Source organism: Actinomadura kijaniata NBRC 14229 (genome assembly GCF_001552175.1).
GTDB classification, from domain to species: domain Bacteria; phylum Actinomycetota; class Actinomycetes; order Streptosporangiales; family Streptosporangiaceae; genus Spirillospora; species Spirillospora kijaniata.
Genome location: NZ_BCQR01000213.1, coordinates 1 through 18,317, shown reverse-complemented (window position 1 = coordinate 18,317; position 18,317 = coordinate 1). Strand labels below are relative to the sequence as shown.

General features: G+C 72.2%; 22 protein-coding genes and 1 pseudogene. 15 read left to right on the top strand and 8 right to left on the bottom strand.

What is annotated here, in order from left to right:
• The 4 genes from AKI01S_RS43545 to AKI01S_RS43530 form a co-directional block, all read left to right on the top strand.
• Positions 1 to 423 (top strand): nuclear transport factor 2 family protein (locus AKI01S_RS43545; protein ID WP_084000821.1); only part of this gene is annotated, 423 nt, incomplete at its 5' end.
• 26 nt (positions 424 to 449) lie between these two features.
• Positions 450 to 1,334 (top strand): alpha/beta hydrolase, encoded by an 885-nt coding sequence (locus tag AKI01S_RS43540; RefSeq protein ID WP_067831885.1) that lies wholly within the window; start codon positions 450 to 452, stop codon positions 1,332 to 1,334.
• Entirely contained in the window at positions 1,331 to 1,993 is a 663-nt protein-coding gene (locus AKI01S_RS43535) for a DUF1579 family protein (RefSeq protein WP_067831884.1), read from the top strand. Before AKI01S_RS43540 ends, AKI01S_RS43535 begins: the two co-directional genes overlap by 4 nt.
• A gap of 76 nt (positions 1,994 to 2,069) precedes the next feature.
• On the top strand, positions 2,070 to 3,140 hold the full coding sequence (locus AKI01S_RS43530; RefSeq protein WP_281186207.1) for a CapA family protein: 1,071 nt from the start codon (positions 2,070 to 2,072) through the stop codon (positions 3,138 to 3,140).
• Between the two features lie 4 nt (positions 3,141 to 3,144).
• Here the strand turns inward: AKI01S_RS43530 and AKI01S_RS43525 are convergent, their stop codons facing one another.
• A complete protein-coding gene (locus tag AKI01S_RS43525) occupies positions 3,145 to 4,401 on the bottom strand; it encodes an erythromycin esterase family protein (protein WP_245682030.1) in 1,257 nt (418 codons plus the stop codon).
• A gap of 226 nt (positions 4,402 to 4,627) precedes the next feature.
• On the opposite strand from AKI01S_RS43525, the gene AKI01S_RS43520 reads away from it, so the two are divergent.
• From AKI01S_RS43520 to AKI01S_RS43510, 3 genes are all read left to right on the top strand, one after another.
• On the top strand, positions 4,628 to 4,879 hold the full coding sequence (locus AKI01S_RS43520; RefSeq protein ID WP_157420570.1) for a DUF6343 family protein: 252 nt from the start codon (positions 4,628 to 4,630) through the stop codon (positions 4,877 to 4,879).
• 20 nt (positions 4,880 to 4,899) lie between these two features.
• On the top strand, positions 4,900 to 5,319 hold the full coding sequence (locus AKI01S_RS43515; protein ID WP_067831880.1) for an acyl-CoA thioesterase: 420 nt from the start codon (positions 4,900 to 4,902) through the stop codon (positions 5,317 to 5,319).
• 96 nt (positions 5,320 to 5,415) lie between these two features.
• Positions 5,416 to 5,964, top strand: coding sequence for a DUF4262 domain-containing protein (locus AKI01S_RS43510; RefSeq protein WP_067831878.1), 549 nt, complete (start codon positions 5,416 to 5,418; stop codon positions 5,962 to 5,964).
• Here AKI01S_RS43510 and AKI01S_RS43505 read toward each other — a convergent pair.
• Genes AKI01S_RS43505 through AKI01S_RS43495 form a run of 3 tightly spaced genes read right to left on the bottom strand, consistent with a single transcriptional unit; the run spans position 5,961 to position 6,897 of the window.
• Positions 5,961 to 6,266: a hypothetical protein gene (locus AKI01S_RS43505; RefSeq protein WP_067831876.1), complete on the bottom strand. Its 306-nt coding sequence runs from the start codon at positions 6,264 to 6,266 to the stop codon at positions 5,961 to 5,963. The two genes, AKI01S_RS43510 and AKI01S_RS43505, sit on opposite strands and share 4 nt — an antisense overlap.
• Positions 6,263 to 6,445, bottom strand: a complete 183-nt coding sequence (locus AKI01S_RS43500; protein ID WP_157420569.1) for a hypothetical protein — start codon at positions 6,443 to 6,445, stop codon at positions 6,263 to 6,265. The genes AKI01S_RS43505 and AKI01S_RS43500 overlap by 4 nt, the downstream gene beginning before the upstream one ends.
• 20 nt (positions 6,446 to 6,465) lie before the next feature.
• Complete coding sequence (locus AKI01S_RS43495; protein ID WP_169814114.1) at positions 6,466 to 6,897, bottom strand: ATP-binding protein; 432 nt, start codon at positions 6,895 to 6,897, stop codon at positions 6,466 to 6,468.
• 152 nt (positions 6,898 to 7,049) lie between these two features.
• Between AKI01S_RS43495 and AKI01S_RS43490 the strand changes: the two genes are divergently transcribed.
• The 6 genes from AKI01S_RS43490 to AKI01S_RS43470 all read left to right on the top strand — a co-directional run bounded on the left by AKI01S_RS43490 (position 7,050) and on the right by AKI01S_RS43470 (position 13,099).
• A complete protein-coding gene (locus AKI01S_RS43490) occupies positions 7,050 to 7,841 on the top strand; it encodes a helix-turn-helix domain-containing protein (RefSeq protein ID WP_067831871.1) in 792 nt (263 codons plus the stop codon).
• Positions 7,832 to 8,017, top strand: coding sequence for a DUF397 domain-containing protein (locus AKI01S_RS49910; protein WP_084000817.1), 186 nt, complete (start codon positions 7,832 to 7,834; stop codon positions 8,015 to 8,017). The genes AKI01S_RS43490 and AKI01S_RS49910 overlap by 10 nt, the downstream gene beginning before the upstream one ends.
• Before the next feature lie 466 nt (positions 8,018 to 8,483).
• Positions 8,484 to 9,002, top strand: a complete 519-nt coding sequence (locus AKI01S_RS43485) for a GNAT family N-acetyltransferase (RefSeq protein WP_067831870.1) — start codon at positions 8,484 to 8,486, stop codon at positions 9,000 to 9,002.
• A gap of 245 nt (positions 9,003 to 9,247) precedes the next feature.
• Complete coding sequence (locus AKI01S_RS43480) at positions 9,248 to 10,102, top strand: DUF1963 domain-containing protein (protein WP_169814113.1); 855 nt, start codon at positions 9,248 to 9,250, stop codon at positions 10,100 to 10,102.
• Between the two features lie 250 nt (positions 10,103 to 10,352).
• The gene (gene glgX, locus AKI01S_RS43475) at positions 10,353 to 12,455 is read left to right on the top strand and encodes a glycogen debranching protein GlgX (protein ID WP_067831867.1); all 2,103 of its coding nucleotides are present in this window, start codon (positions 10,353 to 10,355) and stop codon (positions 12,453 to 12,455) included.
• Between the two features lie 98 nt (positions 12,456 to 12,553).
• Positions 12,554 to 13,099: a hypothetical protein gene (locus tag AKI01S_RS43470; RefSeq protein ID WP_067831866.1), complete on the top strand. Its 546-nt coding sequence runs from the start codon at positions 12,554 to 12,556 to the stop codon at positions 13,097 to 13,099.
• Between the two features lie 199 nt (positions 13,100 to 13,298).
• On the opposite strand, the gene AKI01S_RS43465 is transcribed toward AKI01S_RS43470, so the two are convergent.
• The 3 genes from AKI01S_RS43465 to AKI01S_RS43455 form a co-directional block, all read right to left on the bottom strand.
• Complete coding sequence (locus AKI01S_RS43465) at positions 13,299 to 14,057, bottom strand: aminotransferase class IV (RefSeq protein ID WP_067831865.1); 759 nt, start codon at positions 14,055 to 14,057, stop codon at positions 13,299 to 13,301.
• Positions 14,058 to 14,080: 23 nt separating this feature from the next.
• Entirely contained in the window at positions 14,081 to 14,488 is a 408-nt protein-coding gene (locus tag AKI01S_RS43460; protein WP_067831863.1) for a hypothetical protein, read from the bottom strand.
• A gap of 119 nt (positions 14,489 to 14,607) precedes the next feature.
• Complete coding sequence (locus AKI01S_RS43455; protein WP_067831862.1) at positions 14,608 to 15,312, bottom strand: dihydrofolate reductase family protein; 705 nt, start codon at positions 15,310 to 15,312, stop codon at positions 14,608 to 14,610.
• A 77-nt stretch (positions 15,313 to 15,389) separates the two neighbouring features.
• On the opposite strand from AKI01S_RS43455, the pseudogene AKI01S_RS54775 reads away from it, so the two are divergent.
• Together AKI01S_RS54775 and AKI01S_RS43450 are read left to right on the top strand one after the other, a co-directional pair.
• Positions 15,390 to 15,632: pseudogene (locus tag AKI01S_RS54775) on the top strand (ATP-dependent DNA ligase); the annotation flags it as partial.
• Positions 15,608 to 16,468 carry an ATP-dependent DNA ligase gene (locus AKI01S_RS43450; protein WP_281186208.1) on the top strand — a complete coding sequence of 287 codons (861 nt, stop codon included), beginning with the start codon at positions 15,608 to 15,610 and terminating at the stop codon, positions 16,466 to 16,468. The pseudogene AKI01S_RS54775 and the gene AKI01S_RS43450, both read left to right, overlap by 25 nt.
• 247 nt (positions 16,469 to 16,715) lie before the next feature.
• Here the strand turns inward: AKI01S_RS43450 and AKI01S_RS43445 are convergent.
• On the bottom strand, positions 16,716 to 18,317 hold a 1,602-nt coding region (locus tag AKI01S_RS43445; protein WP_067831861.1), incomplete at its 5' end, for an alkaline phosphatase D family protein.

Below are 18,317 nucleotides of genomic sequence, written 5' to 3'. Positions count from 1 at the left end.
GGGTGCGCCGGGGACGACCCGGACCCCGCCCCGGCCGCCGCGCGGTCCGGGAGCCCGGCGGCCGGGAGCCCGGCGGCCACCGGCCCGGCGGTTCCGCGAAGCGCGCTGCTGCCGCCGGTGGCGGCCTACGTCGACGCCGTCAACGGCAAGGACCTGGACGCGCTGACCAAGGCGTTCGCCCCCGACGGGCAGGTCGTCGACGTCGGCCGCCGCTTCGCCGGACGCGACGCCATCCGCGGCTGGGCCGACCGGGAGGTCATCGGCGGCGCGCTGACCGTGCGGGGCGTCGTCGAGCGCCGGGACGGCTACCAGAAGCTCCTGGTGACCTTCGCGCCCGGCGGCTCCGGCGGCTTCGCCGCCCACTACGCCTTCACCACCTCCGGCTCCGCCATCACCAGGGCCGACCTCACCTACGCCAACTGACCCGTGACGACCGAAGAGAGAACCCGATGACGACCAAGCACAAGGTGACCTTTCCCTCCGGTGACGTCACCCTCACCGGCAACCTGTTCCTGCCGGACGCGCCGTCCCCCTCCCCCGGCGTCGTGGTCGCCGGGACCTGGACCAGCGTCAAGGAGCTGATGGCCGACCGGTACGCCGAACGGCTGGCCGACCGCGGGTACGCGGCGCTGTCGTTCGACTTCACCGGCTACGGCGAGTCGGAGGGCGAGCCCCGCGACTACGAGTCGCCCGAGCTGAAGGTCCGCGACATCCGGCACGCCCTGGACTTCCTGGCCGGGCGCCCGGAGGTGGACGCCGGCCGGCTGGGCGCGCTGGGGGTGTGCGCGGCGGCGATGTACATGAGCGCGGCGGCCGTCGCCGACGAGCGCGTCCGCGCGCTGGCGCTGGTCGCGCCCTGGCTGCACGACGGCGCGATCTGCGCGGAGGTCTACGGCGGCGCCGAGGGCGTGGCCGCCCGGCGCAAGGAGGCCGCCGCCGCCCGCGCCCGGTTCGAGGAGACCGGGGAGGTCGAGTACGTGCCGGTGGTCAGCGGCACCGACCCGCGCGCCGCGATGCCGATGGAGATCGACTTCTATCTCAACCCCGACCGCGGCGGCATCCCGGCCTGGCCGAACCGGTTCGCGGTGATGGCCTGGGAGAACTGGCTGACCTTCGACTCCATCGCGCTGGCCCCGCGCGTCACCGTCCCGACGGTGCTGGTGCACAGCGAGGACGCCGCCATCCCCGAGGGCGCGCGCCGCTTCCACGAGGCGCTGGCGGGCCCGAAGGAGTTCGTGTGGACCACCGGCGACCAGTTCGACTTCTACGACCAGGAGCCCCAGGTGACCACCGCCGCGGACACCGCCGCCGCCCACTTCTCCGCCACGCTGTGACCCGCCGGAGACCGACGTCGCCCCGAAGGCTCACCCTTCCGGCGACCGCCGCCCTCCTCGTCGCGCTGACCGGCGCGGCGGGCGTCGCCGCCGCCGCGCCCGACCGGCCCGCCGCCCTGGCCGGGGCCACGGCGGCGGCCCCCGCCCCCACCGGCGACCTCGACCCGGGCCCCTACCACCGCCTCCTCGACCCGCTGGTCGGCACGTGGAAGGCCGTCAAGACCAACTACATCCTCGGTGGCGGCCGGCCGGTGGTCTCCCGCGACATCGTCGTCCGCACGCGGTGGATGAAGAAGACCGGCGGCCGGTTCCTGGAGGAGCGGACCGACGGCACCCTGGGCGGCGACCGCTACCACCGGACCGGGGTCCTCGGCTTCTCCAGCATCGACCGCCGCTACGAGTGGACCACCTTCGACAGCGTCACCCCCACCGCGATGACCTACCGCGGCGCGCCCGTGACCGGCACGCCCTCGGTGCTGTCGATCCCCGGCGAGTTCACCGACCCGGGCGTCCTCGGACCCGAGTACCGTGGCCGGACCATCCCCATGCGCACCGTGATCACCCTGGGGAGGACCCCGACGTTCGACCTCTACTTCACCCCGCCCGGCCAGGCCGAGCGCCTGGTCGACCGCGTCGTCTACACCCGCAGGATCGGGTGACCGGACGCCGGTCCGCCGCATGGGGCCCGCCCCCGGGGGAAAGGGGTGGGCCTGGAGGTGAACGGCGACGATCACGGTGGCCCTCTGCGGCGACGTGATGCTCGGACGCGGCGTCGACCAGATCCTGCCCCGGCCGGGCGACCCCGCGCTGCGCGAGGCGTACATGCGGGACGCGCGGACGTACGTGCGGCTGGCCGAGGCCGCGCACGGGCCGATCCCACGGCCGGTGGGGTTCCGCCGGCCGTGGGGCGAGGCGCTGCGCGTGCTGGAGGAGGCCGCGCCGGACGCCCGGATCGTGAACCTGGAGACCGCGATCGCCCGGGGCGGGACGTTCGCGCCCGGCAAGGCCGTCCACTACCGGATGAGCCCCGGCAACCTGCCGTGCCTGGCCGCCGGTCGGCCCGACGTGTGCGTGCTGGCCAACAACCACGTCATGGACTTCGGCGTCCAGGGCCTGGTCGAGACGCTCGCGGCGCTGGAGGGCGCCGGTCTGGCGTGGGCCGGGGCGGGGCGGGACGAGCGGGAGGCCCGGCGGCCCGCCGCGGTCCCGGCCGGGAGCGGCCGGGTGCTGGTGTTCGCGTTCGGCATGGCCTCCAGCGGGATCCCGGCCGGGTGGGCCGCCGGGCCGGGGCGGCCGGGGGTCGCGTTCGTCCCGGAACCGTCCGAGGAGTGGGCCCGCGCGATCACCGAACGGGTCCGGCGGGACAAGCGCGCCGGGGACGTCGCGGTCGCGTCCGTCCACTGGGGGTCGAACTGGGGCCACCACGTGCCCGGCGAGCACGTCCGGTTCGCGCACGCGCTGGTCGACGGCGGGGTGGACGTCGTGCACGGGCACTCCTCCCACCACCCCCGCCCGATCGAGGTCTACCGGGGCCGGCTCGTGCTGTACGGGTGCGGCGACCTCATCGACGACTACGAGGGGATCACGGGGTACGAGGAGTACCGCGACGACCTGCGCCCCCTGTACCTCGCCTCGCTCACCCCGGGCACCGGCGCGCTGGCCGAGCTGCGGATCACCGTGCTGCGGGCGCGGCGGATGCGGCTCGAACGCGCCGCGCCCGCCGACGTCGGCTGGCTCGCCGACACCCTCCGCCGCGCCGGGACGCCTGTCGTCGCCGAGGACGGGACGCTGGTGCTGCGCCCGTGACCCCTCAGACCCCGCTGGGCAGCGTCTCCAGTTCGCCCCGGCGGGCCGCCTCCAGGTGCAGCGGGTCCAGCGCGGACGTCCGCCGGAACCAGCACAGCGCGTCGTAGCGTTCGGCGAGCACGGTGGGCACGTAGTTGCGCCGGTCGCGGCCCGGGTCGTAGACGACGCCGATCGCCCGGTGGCCGCGCCGTTCCCGCGGCCAGGCCGCCTCGGGCCCGTCGGAGAACACGAACAGGGCCCGCGCCAGCCCGGTCCCCATCAGCAGCGCCTCCACCGACCCCGGAAGGGGCGCGGGCGCCGCCATGGTCTCCATCGTCCCGCCCCAGCGCGGCGCGGCGATCACCTCGCCGGAACCGCCCGCGAACCCGACCGCGACGACCGCGTCCCGGCCGTGCCGGTCCCGGGCGAGCTGGCCGAGGTTCACCATCCCGGCCGCCGCCATGTCGGTGGCGCGGGCGTCGCCGATGTGGGTGTTGTGCGCCCAGACCACCGCCCGCGCCCCGGCGCCGTGGAAGTCCAGCAGCCGGTCCAGGGTGTCGGCCATGTGGACGTCGCGGACGTTCCACGACTCGGGACCGCCGACGATCATCGCCCGGTAGTAGCGCTCGGCGCCCGCGGCGACCTCGGCGTTCTGCCGGGCGTTCAGGTCCTCGGCGCCCTCGGCGGGACGGCGCAGCCGGGTCAGCAGCTCCAGCACCTCGTCCTCGCAGCCACCGGGGACCAGCGCGTAGGAGCCGGGATCCTCGCCGTGCGGCTCGAAGCAGCGGTAGGCCGCCATCGCCGTCTCCACGTACTCGGGGCGGCGCTCGGACAGGTAGCCGATGACCGAGCGCAGCGAGTCCCACAGGCTGTAGACGTCCAGGCCGTAGAAACCGACGCGGTCGCCCGTCCCGGCGTTGTGGTCGCGGAGCCAGCGGCAGAAGTCCACGGTCTCCCGGTTGGCCCACATCCACGTCGGCCAGCGGCGGTAGCCGTCCAGCACCTCCCCCGGGTCCTCCGGCGCGTCCCCGGCGAGGGTCACGCTGCGGGCGACCCGCCAGCAGTCGGGCCAGTCCCCCTCGACCGCGACGAACGAGAACCCCTTCTCGGCGACCAGCCGCCGCGTCAGCGCCGCCCGCCACGCGTAGTACTCGTGGGTGCCGTGGCTGGCCTCCCCCAGCAGCACGCAGCGGGCGTCGCCGACGCGTTCCAGCAGCGGATCGAGATCGGCCTCGACCTCCAGCGGGAGGGCCGAACCCAGGATCTCTTCGACCTCGTTCACGATGTGTCCCCCCTCGGGCCCCCGGCGCGGCCGGTGGCGGTGCGGGAACGCATGCCCTCGTCCTCCAGCCGCCCGCGCCTGGTGTCGTGCTCGTGGCTTCCGGGTCGCGACATGATCTCGCCCCCTGATCTCTGCTCGTTCCTTGCCTCCGGTCTCGGACGCGTACCCGCGCCCGCGCGGGCCATTCGCCCGGATCCCCGGGCCGTCCGGTGGGCAGAAACCCGGTATGAGCAGCATGAACGGGCGACGGCGGTCCGGCGCCGAGCCGATGACGGCCCGCAGCGCGCTGCGGACGCGAACGGCGTTCGCCACGGTCGGCCTGATCGTCGGCGTGGCGCTGGCGGTGGTCTGCGCGTTCTGGGGCGGCCGGTCCCCGGGCGGGGGCGCGGCGGCCTGGACGCTGGTGGCGCTGGGCGTGGTCGTCACGATCATCTCCGCCGTCGACCTGTGGGTGCTCCGCCGCCGTCTCCGTCGCTGACCGATCCCTAGGATCGGGGCATGAGCGACCTTTTCACCGTGCCGGTGTCGGTGCGCGGCTACGAACTGGACACCCAGGGACATCTCAACCAGGCGGTCTACCTCCAGTACGCCGAGCACGCCCGGTGGGAGCTCCTGCGCGCGGCGGGCGTCCCCCACGACCGGCTCCTCGCCGACGGCGTCGGGCCCGTCGTCCTGGAGACGACCATCCGGTACCGCCGCGAGCTGCGGGGCGGCGACGAGGTGACGGTGTCGTGCCACTTCGCGTTCGGGGAGGGCAAGACGTTCCGGGTCCGCCAGGAGATCCGCCGGACCGACGGCACCCTGGCCGCCGAGATCGAGGCTCTGATCGGCCTGCTGGACCTGACCGAACGCCGCCTGGTCCCCGACCCCGGGGGCCGCCTGCGCGCTCTGGCGGACAACCCCGGTCTTCTGGCCTGACCCCCGCACGGTCGTGCACTTTCCGTTATGTCCTCGGGACCCTCGGAAGCGTATATCCGCATTCCAGGCCGCCTGGAAGATCGTAAAGTGGTCCCCATGACCGAGGGTCGCCCTACGTGCCACTGCGTGCTCGACCACGACTATGGCGACCGCGACCGGATGGACAACTTCCTGCTGCGCACGATCGTCCACATCACCCAGTACGGCTGGAGCGTGGTGCTGGTGCAGCCGGAGGACGACCGCCCGGGATGGGCGTACACGATCGGGCTGTGGCACACCCTGCGGGCCTCCGAACTGGCGATGTTCGGCGGCGACGTGTACGAGATGGAGGAGTCCCTCAACAGGCTGGGCCGCCAGACGACCGAGGGGGACGCCCCTTCCGACGGGGACCGCCGCTCCGGCGTCGTGCGCGACCGCGAGGTGGCGTTCCGGACGGTGGACGCCCGATGGTACGAGGTGATGATGCCGGGGGCGGTGTCGTTCTACCGGCGTCCGCCGCTGCCGTTCCTCCAGGTGGTGTGGTCGAACGACGGCGGCCTGTTCCCCTGGCAGCCGGGCACGGACCTGCCGTTCCGCCGCTCCCAGCCGTGGCTGTGGCTGGACCCGCGCCAGCACTCCCGGGGCGTGTGGACCCGCGACCTCTAACGGGCTCGTCCCGGCTGCGGGACGGCCAGCGCTCCGGCCAGCCAACGCGCCGCGACCGCCGTGTCGGTAGCGGACACCACTCCCAACGCGCAGACGAACCAGCCGCCGAACGCGCACACATCCACGACCTTCTGCACGCGTGCGCTCACGTACGCCACCTCCAGATGCGGAGCGGCGTCCCTTGGCGTGAACAGTGAGGCGTGCAGCGGGAGGTCCAGGCCCCGAAGCGCCCCGACCAACGCCACCAGACGCAACGTCTCGGCCCCCTCGTCCCACCACGTGTCCCCTTGGTCGCTGCTCACGCCGCACGCCCCGCGAACGTCCGCGCAGCCTGATCGAACGCTTCGGGATCGGTCCCGGCCAGGTGCTCCAACAGCCCCTCGACGCTGGAGGCGCTGATCAGCATGAATCCGGCCGCCCGCCACACCCCTCGATCGCAGATCCAGATGTCCCACCGGGGGAACCACTGCCGCAGGAGCACGAGCAAAACGTCACGAGGCGTCATGCCGCGCCCCCGTTCAGGACGGCGTAGACGGCCTTGCCCCCGGAGGCCAGGTGCCGGAAGCCCCACCCAGCAGTGAGCTCGGAGACGATCGCCAGCCCTCGTCCGGAGAAGCACTCCAGTGACAACGGCCGAACGCACGGCTCGGCGCGGCTGCCGTCCCGCACCTCCACCACCGGCCCGTCCGCCGACAGGTACAGCCGAACGGAGATGGCCTCGCCCGGCGCGCTGCCGTGCTTGTAGGCGTTGGTGACCAGCTCCGACACCACCAGCAACGCCACCTGCACCGCCATGCGATCCACGCCTTTGGCCTCCAGCCACCCCCGCGCGAAATCCCGCGCAGTTTTGATCGCCTCCGGAACGGAGGTAAGCACCAGAACGGACGGTTCGGCCGTAGCCACCGGAGGCGGTTTGACACCCTTATCGATCATGGCCGCTGCCTTTACCTTGTGACTCCCGGTTGATTTCTCGTAACTGACCTCCATCCACGCACGGAAAGCCATACCGTTACCAGGACAGTTCCAGAAAGCGTGCAGTACACGAGCAATGGCGAGCTCTTAGCGAGCATGATCAAGGGAGTCACATGCCGGTCAGCAAGATCCCCGCCGAGCTGCTCACCTTCGGCGCAGAGGTGAAGCGCCTCCGACTCGCCAAAGGGCTGACCCAGGCCGAAACGGCAGATGCGGTCAACGTCACGCGCGGCTACGTCGGGCAAGTCGAGGCGGGAACGACCCGATGCCGTGCCGACTTCGCCCGCCGCCTCGATCACGCCCTCAGCGCGGAAGGCCGCCTGATAGAAGCCTGGGAAGAGCTGCTAGACAACATAAAGAAGAACAAATACCCGAAATTCTTCGTCAGTTTCACCAAGGCCGAGAGCTCGGCCGCGCTGCTGCGTGGTTATGAGGAACGGCTCGTCTACGGGCTGTTCCAAACCGAGGGGTACGCGCGCGCTCTCCTGCCAGACGAGGACGCGGTGAAGTCTCGGATTCTTCGACAGGGGATCCTCGACCGCACCCCTCCGCCCACCGTGTCCGTCGTGATGGACGTCAGCGTTCTTTACCGAGAGCTAGGGGGTCCTGAGGTGATGCGCGAGCAACTACGCCATCTACTGGCACTGTCGCAGCGCAGCAACATCAACCTTCAGATACTCCCGACGATCCACGTCAGGAACCTCTGGGGGACGTTCGCCATCGCCACACTTCCCGACAACTCTCAGGCGGTTTATGCTGAAAACGCGTACGGCGGCGAGACGTCAACGACCGTCGAGGACGTAGCGTTCGTCAACGAGGTCTTCGTCACCCTCCAAGCCGAAGCCCACAACGCGCGAGACACGAGAGCACTTATCCGAAAGGTGATTGACGAGAGATGGAGTTGAGCAGGGTGTCGTGGCGGAAAGCCTCTCGCAGCAGCGATTCAGGAGCGAACTGCGTCGAAATTGCCGCCACCCCCGGTACCGTTGCCATCCGCGACAGCAAGAACCCAGACGGCGTCATGTTGACCCTCAACTACATGGAAGCCCGCGCACTGTCTGCATTTATTAAAAACAACTAGCCCAGTATGAAAACGCCCCCGCTCCGCATTAGCAGAGCGGGGGCGTTCTACCTTGATGCCACCAGGGGGTTCGTCGAAAAATCCCCGCGTGCGCGGGGAGTCACGCGCAGCTGCACGCTCACACTGACCGAGTGGGGACGATCCCCGCGCGTGCGGGGAGCACCTCGTCCCGGTGGTGGGGCTGCTGGTGGATGCGGGACCATCCCCGCACGTGCGGGGAGCACGTCGTTGGCGCGGAGCAGTTCGTCGTGGGCGCGGGACCATCCCCGCGCGTGCGGGGAGCACCTCTTGCTGAGCTGGGCGTTTGTTCGGTCGGGTCGCGGTTTTTGAGCACTTTGCGAGAGTTGGACATTTCGGGCGGGCTTCTGGGCGGGCGTGGGTCAATCGTAGGCGTGATGGCTCCTTCGGCGTGGAGGTTCCAGGGCTCGGCGGCGGTGTTGGTGTTGGGGCGGGTTAGGGTCGGGGGATGTTCGGGCCGATCGGGGAGATCATCGAGACCCAGCGCCTCCGGTTGGAGCCGTTGGCGGTTCACCATGCCGACGAGATGGCCGAGGTCCTGGACGACCCGCGACTGCACGACTACATCGGCGGCGAGCCGTTGACGCGGGACGAGCTGCGGGCCCGCTACGAGCGCCTGGTGACGGGGCCCGCGCCGTTCCACCAGGAGGGCTGGCTGAACTGGGTGATCTTCCGTCGCCGCGATGACAGGGCCGTCGGCTACGTGCAGGCGACGGTGACTCCCTCCCCGACCGCGCTGAAGGCCTCCATCGCATGGGTCACCGGAATGCCGTACCAGGGGTTCGGGTTCGCGACGGAGGCGGCGGGGGCGATGGTGGGCTGGTTGCGGGCGCACGGGGTCACCGAGATCACCGCGAGCATCCATCCCGAGAACGCGTCGTCGGCGGCGGTGGCCCGCAAGCTGGGCCTGCACCCGACGCCGGACGTGGACGACGGCGAGACCGTGTGGCGCGTCCCCTCGTCCTGAGAGATCGTCTTCGTTCCTCTCAAGTGATCGTCTGTGGGTGGGGGCGTCCCCTCACGGGTCGTGACCGCTCCCCGTCGGGTGCGCCCGAGTCGCGCACCGGCGCACGTCGTGCCTCGCCGTCCACCGTGTGAACGGGTAAGCGAAGTGGCGGTGGGGCTCATCGCTGAAGGAGCCGGAGCTTCGGCTCGTCCGGAGTTCGACAGGGCACCCGCCCAAGCTCCGCGATGGCCTGCACAATTGCGCCCATGTCCTCCAAGAATCGGCTCGCCGACATCGCTCGCGAGCACCTTCCCGCCGATGTCGCGCGGCAGTGGACCGACCTGCTGAAACCGGCCGTGCGGCTGGCCCACGCGGCCGACGGCGACGCGATCGTGGGTCACCTCGGCGGTGAGGCGGCACTGCCGCCGGACACCCCCTGGCCCGTCTGGGACGGGCACGGCCCCCTGTCGTTGTGGCTGACCCTTGACTGCGCCGCGCTGCCCACCGCCGAACTCGCACTCCCGGAGTCGGGTCGGCTGCTGTTCTTCCTCTTCGACGGGCAACTGTGCGAGAGCTCCAGTCCGTACATCGGTGACGACGATCCCGACAGCCGGGGCGCGCACCAGGTCGTCCACGTACCCGAGGGCACGCCGACACGGCCCCGTCCAGGCCCGGCGGCGCTGCACCACCAGATCGAGGCGGAGCCGCTGACCGCCTCGGTCATCTGGACCGCGCCCCAGTACCCCACCGATCTGGAGGACTGGCACGTCCGGTTCGGCGAACCCGACGAGGCCACCAGCCGGGCGCTTCACGGCGGGGAGTTCGAGGACACGCTCGACCTGTGGGGACGCGCCACGCACCAGGTGGGTGGCCACCCCTTCGCGCCGCAGACGCCGGTCGAGGAGGACCTGGCCGCCCATGTGGTGTTCGCAGGCACCGACCGCAGTGCGGCCGAGTTGCGCCGCGAGGTCGCCCGTTGGCGGCTTCTACTCCAGTTCATGCCTGATCATCGGACTCGCCTGTGGTGCGGGGACACCTACTACCTGTACTGGTTCATCACCGCCGAGGACCTAGCCGCCCGGCGGTGGGACCGGGCACGGCTCCTCGCACAGGACACCTGACTTCCAAGGTCGATGCCGACGCGACACTCGCCCTCCTCGAAGACAGTCCTAGCCGGATCCGGGCCGTATTCCACGGGGCCGGTCGTGCCCGCGCAGGTCGCCGTGGGAGGCCCGGACGCACTGGGTAACCGGACAAATCTCCATAAGTGCCCTATAACAGGCTGATCTCAGGCTGGGGCATACAGACGGTGAACGGGTAGACCACAATCGACCGTGACCGCTGTAGCCGACGAGCCGAGGAGTGGGAACGATGCCGGAGGTCTGGCCTGGCGAGCCGTACCCGCTGGGCGCCACCTGGGACGGCATGGGCACCAACTTCGCGCTGTTCTCGGAGGTCGCCGAGCGGGTGGAGCTGTGCCTGTTCGACGCCGACGGGCACGAGTCGCGGATCGACCTGCAGGAGGTCGACGGGTTCGTCTGGCACTGCTACCTGCCCGGGGTCATGCCCGGCCAGCGCTACGGGTACCGCGTGCACGGTCCCTACCGACCCCGTGAGGGACACCGCTGCAACCCCCACAAGCTGCTGCTCGACCCCTACGGCAAGGCCATCGAGGGCGAGGTGCGGTGGCACGAGTCGCTGTTCTCGTACCGGTTCACCGACCCGGACGCGTTCAACACCGACGACAGCGCCCCCTTCATGCCGAAGAACGTCGTGGTCAACCCCTTCTTCGACTGGGGCGACGACCGCCCGCCGCGCACCCCGTACCACGAAACCGTCATCTACGAGACGCACGTCAAGGGCCTCACGATGCTGCATCCGGGCATCCCCGAGGAGCAGCGCGGCACCTACGCGGGGCTCGCCCACCCGGTGATGATCGAGCACTTCCGGGACCTCGGGGTCACGGCGGTGGAGCTGATGCCGGTCCACCAGTCGGTCCCCGAGCACGCCCTGGTCGCGCGCGGCCTGACCAACTACTGGGGTTACAACACCATCGGCTTCCTCACGCCGCACAGCGCCTACAGCGCCTCCGGGCAGCGCGGCGAGCAGGTGCTGGAGTTCAAGGCGATGGTCCGCGCCCTGCACGAGGCGGGCATCGAGGTGATCCTCGACGTGGTCTACAACCACACCGCCGAGGGCGACCACATGGGTCCGACGCTGTCGTTCCGGGGCATCGACAACGCCGCCTACTACCGGCTCCGCGACGACGACCGCCGCTACCACCTCGACTACACCGGCTGCGGCAACTCCCTCAACGTCCGCAACCCGCACGCGCTCCAGCTCATCATGGACTCGCTGCGGTACTGGATCCTGGAGATGCACGTCGACGGGTTCCGCTTCGACCTGGCGTCGGCGCTGGCCCGCGAGCTGCACGACGTGGACCGGCTGGCGGCGTTCTTCGACCTGGTCCAGCAGGACCCGGTGGTGTCGCAGGTCAAGCTGATCGCCGAGCCGTGGGACGTCGGCGAGGGCGGCTACCAGGTCGGCAACTTCCCGCCGTTGTGGACCGAGTGGAACGGCAAGTACCGCGACACCGTCCGCGACTTCTGGCGCGGCGAGTACGCGACGATGCCGGAGTTCGCCTCCCGCCTGACCGGGTCCAGCGACCTGTACGAGCACAGCTCGCGCCGCCCGTTCGCCTCCATCAACTTCGTGACCTGCCACGACGGGTTCACGCTGCACGACCTGGTGTCCTACGACGGCAAGCACAACACGGCCAACGGCGAGCACAACCGCGACGGCACCGACGACAACCGCTCCTGGAACTGCGGCCACGAGGGGCCCACCGAGGATCCCGCGATCAACGAGCTGCGCGCCCGCCAGAAGCGCAACTTCCTGGCCACGCTGTTCCTGTCCCAGGGCGTGCCGATGCTCAGCCACGGCGACGAGCTCGGCCGCACCCAGCGCGGCAACAACAACGCCTACTGCCAGGACAACGAGCTCGCCTGGGTGCACTGGGACGACGATCCCGGCGAGCTGGAGTTCGTCCGCATGCTGTCGCGGCTGCGCCGCGACCACCCGGTGTTCCGCCGCCGCCGCTTCTTCCGGGGCGTCGGCCCCGGGCCCGAGCCGCTGGCCGACCTGGTGTGGCTGACGCCGGGCGGCGAGCCGATGACCGAGCACGACTGGCAGGTGGGGTTCGCCAAGTCGCTGGCGGTGTTCCTCAACGGCGACGCCATCACCGAGCCCGACCCGCGCGGGCGGCCGGTCCGCGACGACTCGTTCCTGCTGCTGGTCAACGCGGGCGACGCCGCGATCGAGTTCGCGCTGCCCTCGCCCGAGTACGGCGAGCGCTGGGAGTTCGCCCTCGACACCGCCGACCCCTACACCCTCGGCCAGCGGCCACGCGTCAAGGCCCTCGACCAGGTGGAGCTGCCCGACCGTTCGCTGGTGGTGCTGCGCCGCCTCACCTGAGGCCGCGGCGTCCGGCCGGACGGACAGGATCCCCAAGTTTCCGGACCAGGTGATCCGGTCGCCTCGACATCGCGGACGCCCCCTCGCAGGGTCGCGGTATGGAGTCCTCAGGAACCGTTCTCCGTCACTGGCCGAGCGCGCTCGGCCTGGCCACCGCCGCGCTGGCGCTGGCGGCCGACCCGGACGGCCCGGGGATCGCCGTCGCGGTGTTCGTGGCCGCCCTGTGCTATCTCGGCGCCGCGGCGCTGGGCAGGCGATGGGTCGCGTGGGCGGGCGTTCCCGCCGGCGCCCTCGTGGCGGTCCTCACCGAGGCGGCCGGTCTTCCGAACCCGACCCGGCTCGTCATCGCCGCCGCCATCGCGCTGGCCCTGGTCGTCGCGGGCGTTCTCGGGGGTGTTCCGCGTCCGGCGCTCGCGGCCCAGACGGCGGCCCTGGTCGGCTACGGCGGCCTCGCCGCGGTCGCGTCGCTCGCCGCTCCCCGCGTCGCGCTGGCGCTCGCCGGTGTGGTGCTGGCATGCCACGCGGTGTGGGACGTCGTTCACCACCGGCGCGACCAGGTGGTGCCCCGGTCCCTGGCCGAGTACTGCATCGTGCTGGACGTGCCGCTGGGGGTCGGAGCGGTCGTGCTGGCGATCATCGGCTGACCGGGCCGCGCCGGCTCGTTCCCGCCGTCCTCGACCAGGTCGAGCTGCCCGACCGTTCCCTCCCCGAGGGCGCGGCGTCCGGCCGGGGATCGGGCTGTGGCATCCGGCGGGCGATCCATGAGGGACGGCGGGCGGCGACCGGCGCCGTGGGGGCGACCGCTCTGACCGGCACGGCCCGGGCCAGCCCGCGGAAAGCGCCCTAGAGGGCGTCCCACGGGATCGAGGCGTACACGGCGTCGAGGTGTTCCGCGATCCCGGTGTCGCGGGGGATCGGCGCGTCGCCGACGCGTCCCACCGGGGAGACGCCGCTGGAGTTGGTGACGAACGCCGCCGCGCATCCGGGCAGGTCGGCCAGGTGGACGGTGCGGCGCCGGGCGCCGATCCCGGCGCGTTCCAGCAGCAGCATCGTGATGCCGGGCAGCGCGGGCGCATCCGGCCACGCGAACGTCTCCCCGTCGTGGACCAGCAGGTTCGCGATGCCGGTCTCGGAGACCACGCCGTCGGGGTCGGTCAGCAGGACGTCGTCGAACCCGTCCCGCTGGGCGAGCGCCATGTGCTGGAGCTGCGCGAACGACCCGGTGTGCTTGAGGTGCGCGAACGGCCGCCGGTAGGCGACCGGGCGCAGCGCGCGCGGCGCGGTCGGGGCCCGGTGGGGTTCCCGGACCGTGACCATGACGGCCGTGTCGCCGCCGTCCCGCCGGAACACGTTGACGCGGACCGTGGCGTCGCGGTCGTCGGCCAGGGCGTGCCGGACCAGGCGGCGGACGCGCTCGCCGTCCAGGGGGACACCGAACAGCTCGCGGTTGGCGGCGTCCAGCCGGGCCAGGTGCAGGTCCAGTCCCCGCACCGCGCGGTCCCGCACCTGCATCACGGTGAGGTGGCCGTGGTTGACCAGGGCGGGGACCAGCAGGTCCGCGACGGTGGGGGCGCGTCCGTCGATCTCGGTCCGGGCGTCCATGGCCGGGAAGATACCGGGCGGGGCTACCGGCCCGTCTCCAGGGTCGCCAGGAACACCAGCACGAACGTGGTCACCGCGACCAGCGCGTGCACGGCGACCGCCACGCCGGGGAACGGCTGGTCGTTGCCGCGCGCGTGCCGCCCGCCCCCGCCCACCAGCCAGCGCGAGAACAGCATGACGCCCTGCAGGATGACCGCGATCAGGACGCCGAACGCCGCCCACGCCCACCAGCCCCGCCCGGTCACCAGATGCCCCAGCCACAGGCACAGGCCCAGCACCGCCGACGCTGGATGCGACACCAGTACCAGCGTGGGGTGCCGGGTCACCTTCGCGGGCTGGCCGCGCAGCCCGGCGGCCGCCAGCCACCGCACCAGCAGGTAGCCCCCCGCCGACGCGGCCAGCGCCCAGGCGACGAGTGCGGCGACGTCCACGCCCGCTCCCTTCGACCGGCACGACCCTCCCGGCCCAAGTTTCTCCCCCATCGCCCCGGTACCACCGGGGATTGGCAACAGTCGGCCGGAGAATTCCGGGAACGGCGGGTGGCGCGCGACTACCGGGCGAGCCGGTAGCGCAGGAAGAGCACGCCCTCGTCGAGGTAGACGGCGGTGGGCTCCAGCGCGACCTCCCCGTCCAGCGCGCCCAGCAGCCGCGTGTGGTGGGCGCCGCCGAGCAGCGTGGGCGCGATGTTGAGGCACAGCTCGTCCACGAGCCCCCGCCGGACCAGCGCCGTGGTCAGCGCGGGCCCGCCCTCGCACAGCAGCCGCCGGTACCCGTGGTCCTCCCGCAGCGCCCGCACGGCCTCGCCCAGGTCCACCTCGTGGTCCCCGGCGGTCACGACCGGCACCGACGCGGGCACCCGGCCCGCCTCCCGCGCCGCCCGGGACGTCACCACGACCGTCGGGGTCTCCCCCTCGGTGAACAGTGGCGACGCCCAGTCCAGCCGCAGCGACCGGCTGACGACCACGATCGGCGCGGGCGGGGCGCCCCGGCGTTCCCGCAGGTCGGCGCGGAGCCGCGCGGGCCCCAGCCGTCCGGTCCGCGCGGTGGCCGCCCCCACCAGGATCGCGTCCGACAGCGCCCGCAGCGTCCGGAACACCCGGAAGTCGGCCGCTCCCCCGATCCCGTCGGTCCAGCCCTCGACGTCGGTGACCGACCCGTCGGCCGTCATGACCATCCCGACGCGCAGCGCGGGCGCGTCCCCGTACTCCTCGTAGGGATCGACGTCGGCGGCGGGCCCGGGGAACAGACGGCGCATGCCCCGAAGGTTACCGAACGTGACGAAGGCCACCCCCGGCCGCCCCGAATGTCGGACCCGGGGAGCAGGATGGGTCCATGGACCTGCCGATCAGCCCGCCGTTCGCGCCGATGCTCGCCAAGGCCGTCAAGGTGATGCCCGAGCGGGGGATGCTGTACGAACCCAAGTGGGACGGCTTCCGCTGCGTGGTCTTCCGGGACGGCGCCGAGGTGGTGCTGTCCAGCCGCGGCGAGAAGCCGCTGACCCGCTACTTCCCCGAGCTGGTGGAGGCGTTCCGGCGCGAGCTGCCCGACCGCTGCGTGGTGGACGGCGAGATCGTCCTGCGCGACGGCCCCCGCCTCGACTTCGACAAGCTCCAGGAGCGCATCCACCCGGCCGCGTCCCGCATCACGCTGCTGTCGAGCGGACCCCGGCGTCGTTCGTCGCGTTCGACCTGCTGGCGCTGGGCGGGGAGTCCCTCATGGACCTGCCGCTCGGCGAACGCCGCCGGCGCCTGGTCGACACCCTGGCGGACGCGAGGCCGCCCGTCCACGTCACCCCGGCGACCGACTCCCCCGACCTGGCCCGCCGCTGGTTCGAGGAGTTCGAGGGCGCGGGCCTGGACGGCGTCATCGCCAAACCCCTGGAGCTGCCCTACCAGCCCAACAAGCGCGTCCTGTTCAAACTCAAGCACGAGCGCACCGCCGACTGCGTGGTGGCGGGCTTCCGCTGGCACAAGTCCGGCCCGGTCGTGGGTTCCCTGCTGCTCGGCCTGTACGACGACAAGGGCGTCCTCCAGCACGTGGGCGTCTCGGCGTCGTTCACGATGAAGCGCCGCGCCGAGCTGCTGGACGAGCTGGGGCCGTACCGCATGGACGGCTTCGCGGGCCACCCGTGGGAGGGCTGGGCGCGCCAGACCGAGGACACCGCCGACCGCCTGCCCGGCGCGGTCAACCGCTGGAGCGGCGGCCGCAGCCACGCCTGGGAGCCCCTGCGCCCCGAGCTGGTCGTCGAGGTCGCCTACGACGGCATGGAGGGCGACCGGTTCCGGCACACCGCCCGGTTCCGCCGCTGGCGCACCGACCGCACCCCCGCCTCCTGCGGCTACGACCAGCTGGAGGTGCCGGTCGCCTACGACTTCGACGAGATCTTCACCGACCCCAACCCGGCCGCCTGAATCCCCCGGTTCGGATATAGCGGTCGGCGAGGCGCCGGCGAGGCACTCGTTCGTCCCGTCGCGGCGCCAGGGGCGGGGGCGTTCTCCCGCACCGTGCTGTCGCCCGGCTTCGAGCCGGGCGAGCGGATCCTGTCAGGCATGGGCACCAGCGCCGTCGAGGCCGAGCTGCCCGCTTCCGCCCACGTCCAGGTGCGCCCGGACGGTCCCGGGGACCCGCGCGGTCCCCGGGGCCGTTCGCGGCGGCGCGCTACGGACGCCTGGTCTCGCGCTCCACCGTCTCCCGGACCAGGTCCCGGTCGGTCTTGGTCCTGACCGCGTCGTAGGGGCGCAGGTAGGTCTGCCGCAGGCCCGGCTCGCGGTCCTCGATGACGAAGCGGGCCTTCACCGACGCCGGGGCGTCCTTGGCGCGCACCGAGGCCAGGGTCTTGAAGTCGGCGGTCATCTTCTCCCGCCCGATCCGCGTGAGCACGTAGCCGCGCTGGTTGTTGTAGAACCTCAGATGCGGGTTGATCTTGAGGAACGGGTGGGCCGCCGGGTCGGAGTCGGCGCCGTCGCCGCCGCTGGTGATCGAGGTGCAGACCAGTTCGGCGCCGACCGTGCGGGAGGTCGGGTCGTCGTAGTTCTCCTTCAGGTCGCTGGCCCAGTGCGCGTGGACGTCACCGGTCAGCACGACGGCGTTGCGGACGCCCGCCTCGACCCAGCCGCGCGTGATGCGGTCGCGGGAGGCCACGTAGCCGTCCCAGGAGTCCATGCTGGTGACCTTGAGGGGGCCGGCGTTGTTGTCGCGCTGGGCGAAGAACACCTGCTGGCCGAGGACGTCCCAGCGGGCGTGGGAGCGCCGGAACCCCTTGACCAGCCAGCGCTCCTGCTCCGCGCCGAGGATGGAACGCGCCGGGTCCGACGCCGCCGCGCAGTCCTTGTAGCCGTCGCCGCAGGCCTGGTCGTTCCGGAACTGGCGGGTGTCGAGCATGTGGAAGTTGGCGAGCCTGCCCCATTGCACGCGCCGGTAGATCTGGATGTCGGGGCCGTTCGGCACCGAGCGGCGGCGCAGCGGCATGTTCTCGTAGTACGCCTGGAACGCCGCGGCGCGGCGGGCGCGGAACGCCGCCGGGTCCGGGGTGTCGGAGCCGGCCTCGGGGACGTCGCCGGCCCAGTTGTTCTCCACCTCGTGGTCGTCGAAGACCACCAGCCAGGGCGCGACGGCGTGCGCGGCCTGGAGGTCGGGGTCGGACTTGTACTGGGCGTGGCGCTGCCGGTACCCGGCGAGGGTGACGGTCTCGGGGCCCTCGTGGTCGCGGACGTTGCCGCCGGGGACGTTGTAGGTGCCCTTCTTGTACTCGTACTGGTAGTCGCCCAGGTGCAGGACCAGGTCGGGGTGGTCCTCGGCGAGCCGCCGGTAGGCGGTGAACCAGCCCTGCTCGAACTGCGAGCACGACACGAAGGCCATCGCCAGGGCCCCGCCGTAGGAGGCCGGGTGCGGGGACGTGCGGGTCAGGCCCGCCGGGGAGACGTGGCGGCCGACGCGGAACCGGTACCAGTACTCGTGGCCGGGGCGCAGGCCCTCCAGCTCGACGTGGACGCTGTGCGCGGCGGCCGCGCGGGCGCGGGCGGTGCCCTGGCGCACGACGCGGCGGAACCGCTCGTCGGTGGCGACCTGCCACTGGACGGGGAAGTCGACGAAGGGCATCCCGCCGAGACCGTCCTCGGCGAGCGGGTTCAGCGCCAGGCGCGTCCACAGCACGAACCCGTCGGGCTCGGGGTCCCCGGAGGCGACGCCGAGGGTGAAGGGGTCGGCGGCCAGGGCGGCGCGGCGGCGGGCCGGGGCGGGCGCGGCGGCCGCGCCGGAGGC

Coding starts and splice junctions, on each gene's coding strand:
- AKI01S_RS43515 (WP_067831880.1), top strand. CDS start 4,900: ATGAGCGACCTTTTCACCGTGCCGGTGTCGGTGCGCGGCTACGAACTG.
- AKI01S_RS43485 (WP_067831870.1), top strand. CDS start 8,484: ATGTTCGGGCCGATCGGGGAGATCATCGAGACCCAGCGCCTCCGGTTG.
- AKI01S_RS43455 (WP_067831862.1), bottom strand. CDS start 15,312: ATGCGCCGTCTGTTCCCCGGGCCCGCCGCCGACGTCGATCCCTACGAG.
- glgX (WP_067831867.1), top strand. CDS start 10,353: ATGCCGGAGGTCTGGCCTGGCGAGCCGTACCCGCTGGGCGCCACCTGG.
- AKI01S_RS43510 (WP_067831878.1), top strand. CDS start 5,416: ATGACCGAGGGTCGCCCTACGTGCCACTGCGTGCTCGACCACGACTAT.
- AKI01S_RS43465 (WP_067831865.1), bottom strand. CDS start 14,057: ATGGACGCCCGGACCGAGATCGACGGACGCGCCCCCACCGTCGCGGAC.
- AKI01S_RS43495 (WP_169814114.1), bottom strand. CDS start 6,897: ATGATCGATAAGGGTGTCAAACCGCCTCCGGTGGCTACGGCCGAACCG.
- AKI01S_RS43470 (WP_067831866.1), top strand. CDS start 12,554: ATGGAGTCCTCAGGAACCGTTCTCCGTCACTGGCCGAGCGCGCTCGGC.
- AKI01S_RS43520 (WP_157420570.1), top strand. CDS start 4,628: ATGAGCAGCATGAACGGGCGACGGCGGTCCGGCGCCGAGCCGATGACG.
- AKI01S_RS49910 (WP_084000817.1), top strand. CDS start 7,832: ATGGAGTTGAGCAGGGTGTCGTGGCGGAAAGCCTCTCGCAGCAGCGAT.
- AKI01S_RS43480 (WP_169814113.1), top strand. CDS start 9,248: ATGTCCTCCAAGAATCGGCTCGCCGACATCGCTCGCGAGCACCTTCCC.
- AKI01S_RS43540 (WP_067831885.1), top strand. CDS start 450: ATGACGACCAAGCACAAGGTGACCTTTCCCTCCGGTGACGTCACCCTC.
- AKI01S_RS43490 (WP_067831871.1), top strand. CDS start 7,050: ATGCCGGTCAGCAAGATCCCCGCCGAGCTGCTCACCTTCGGCGCAGAG.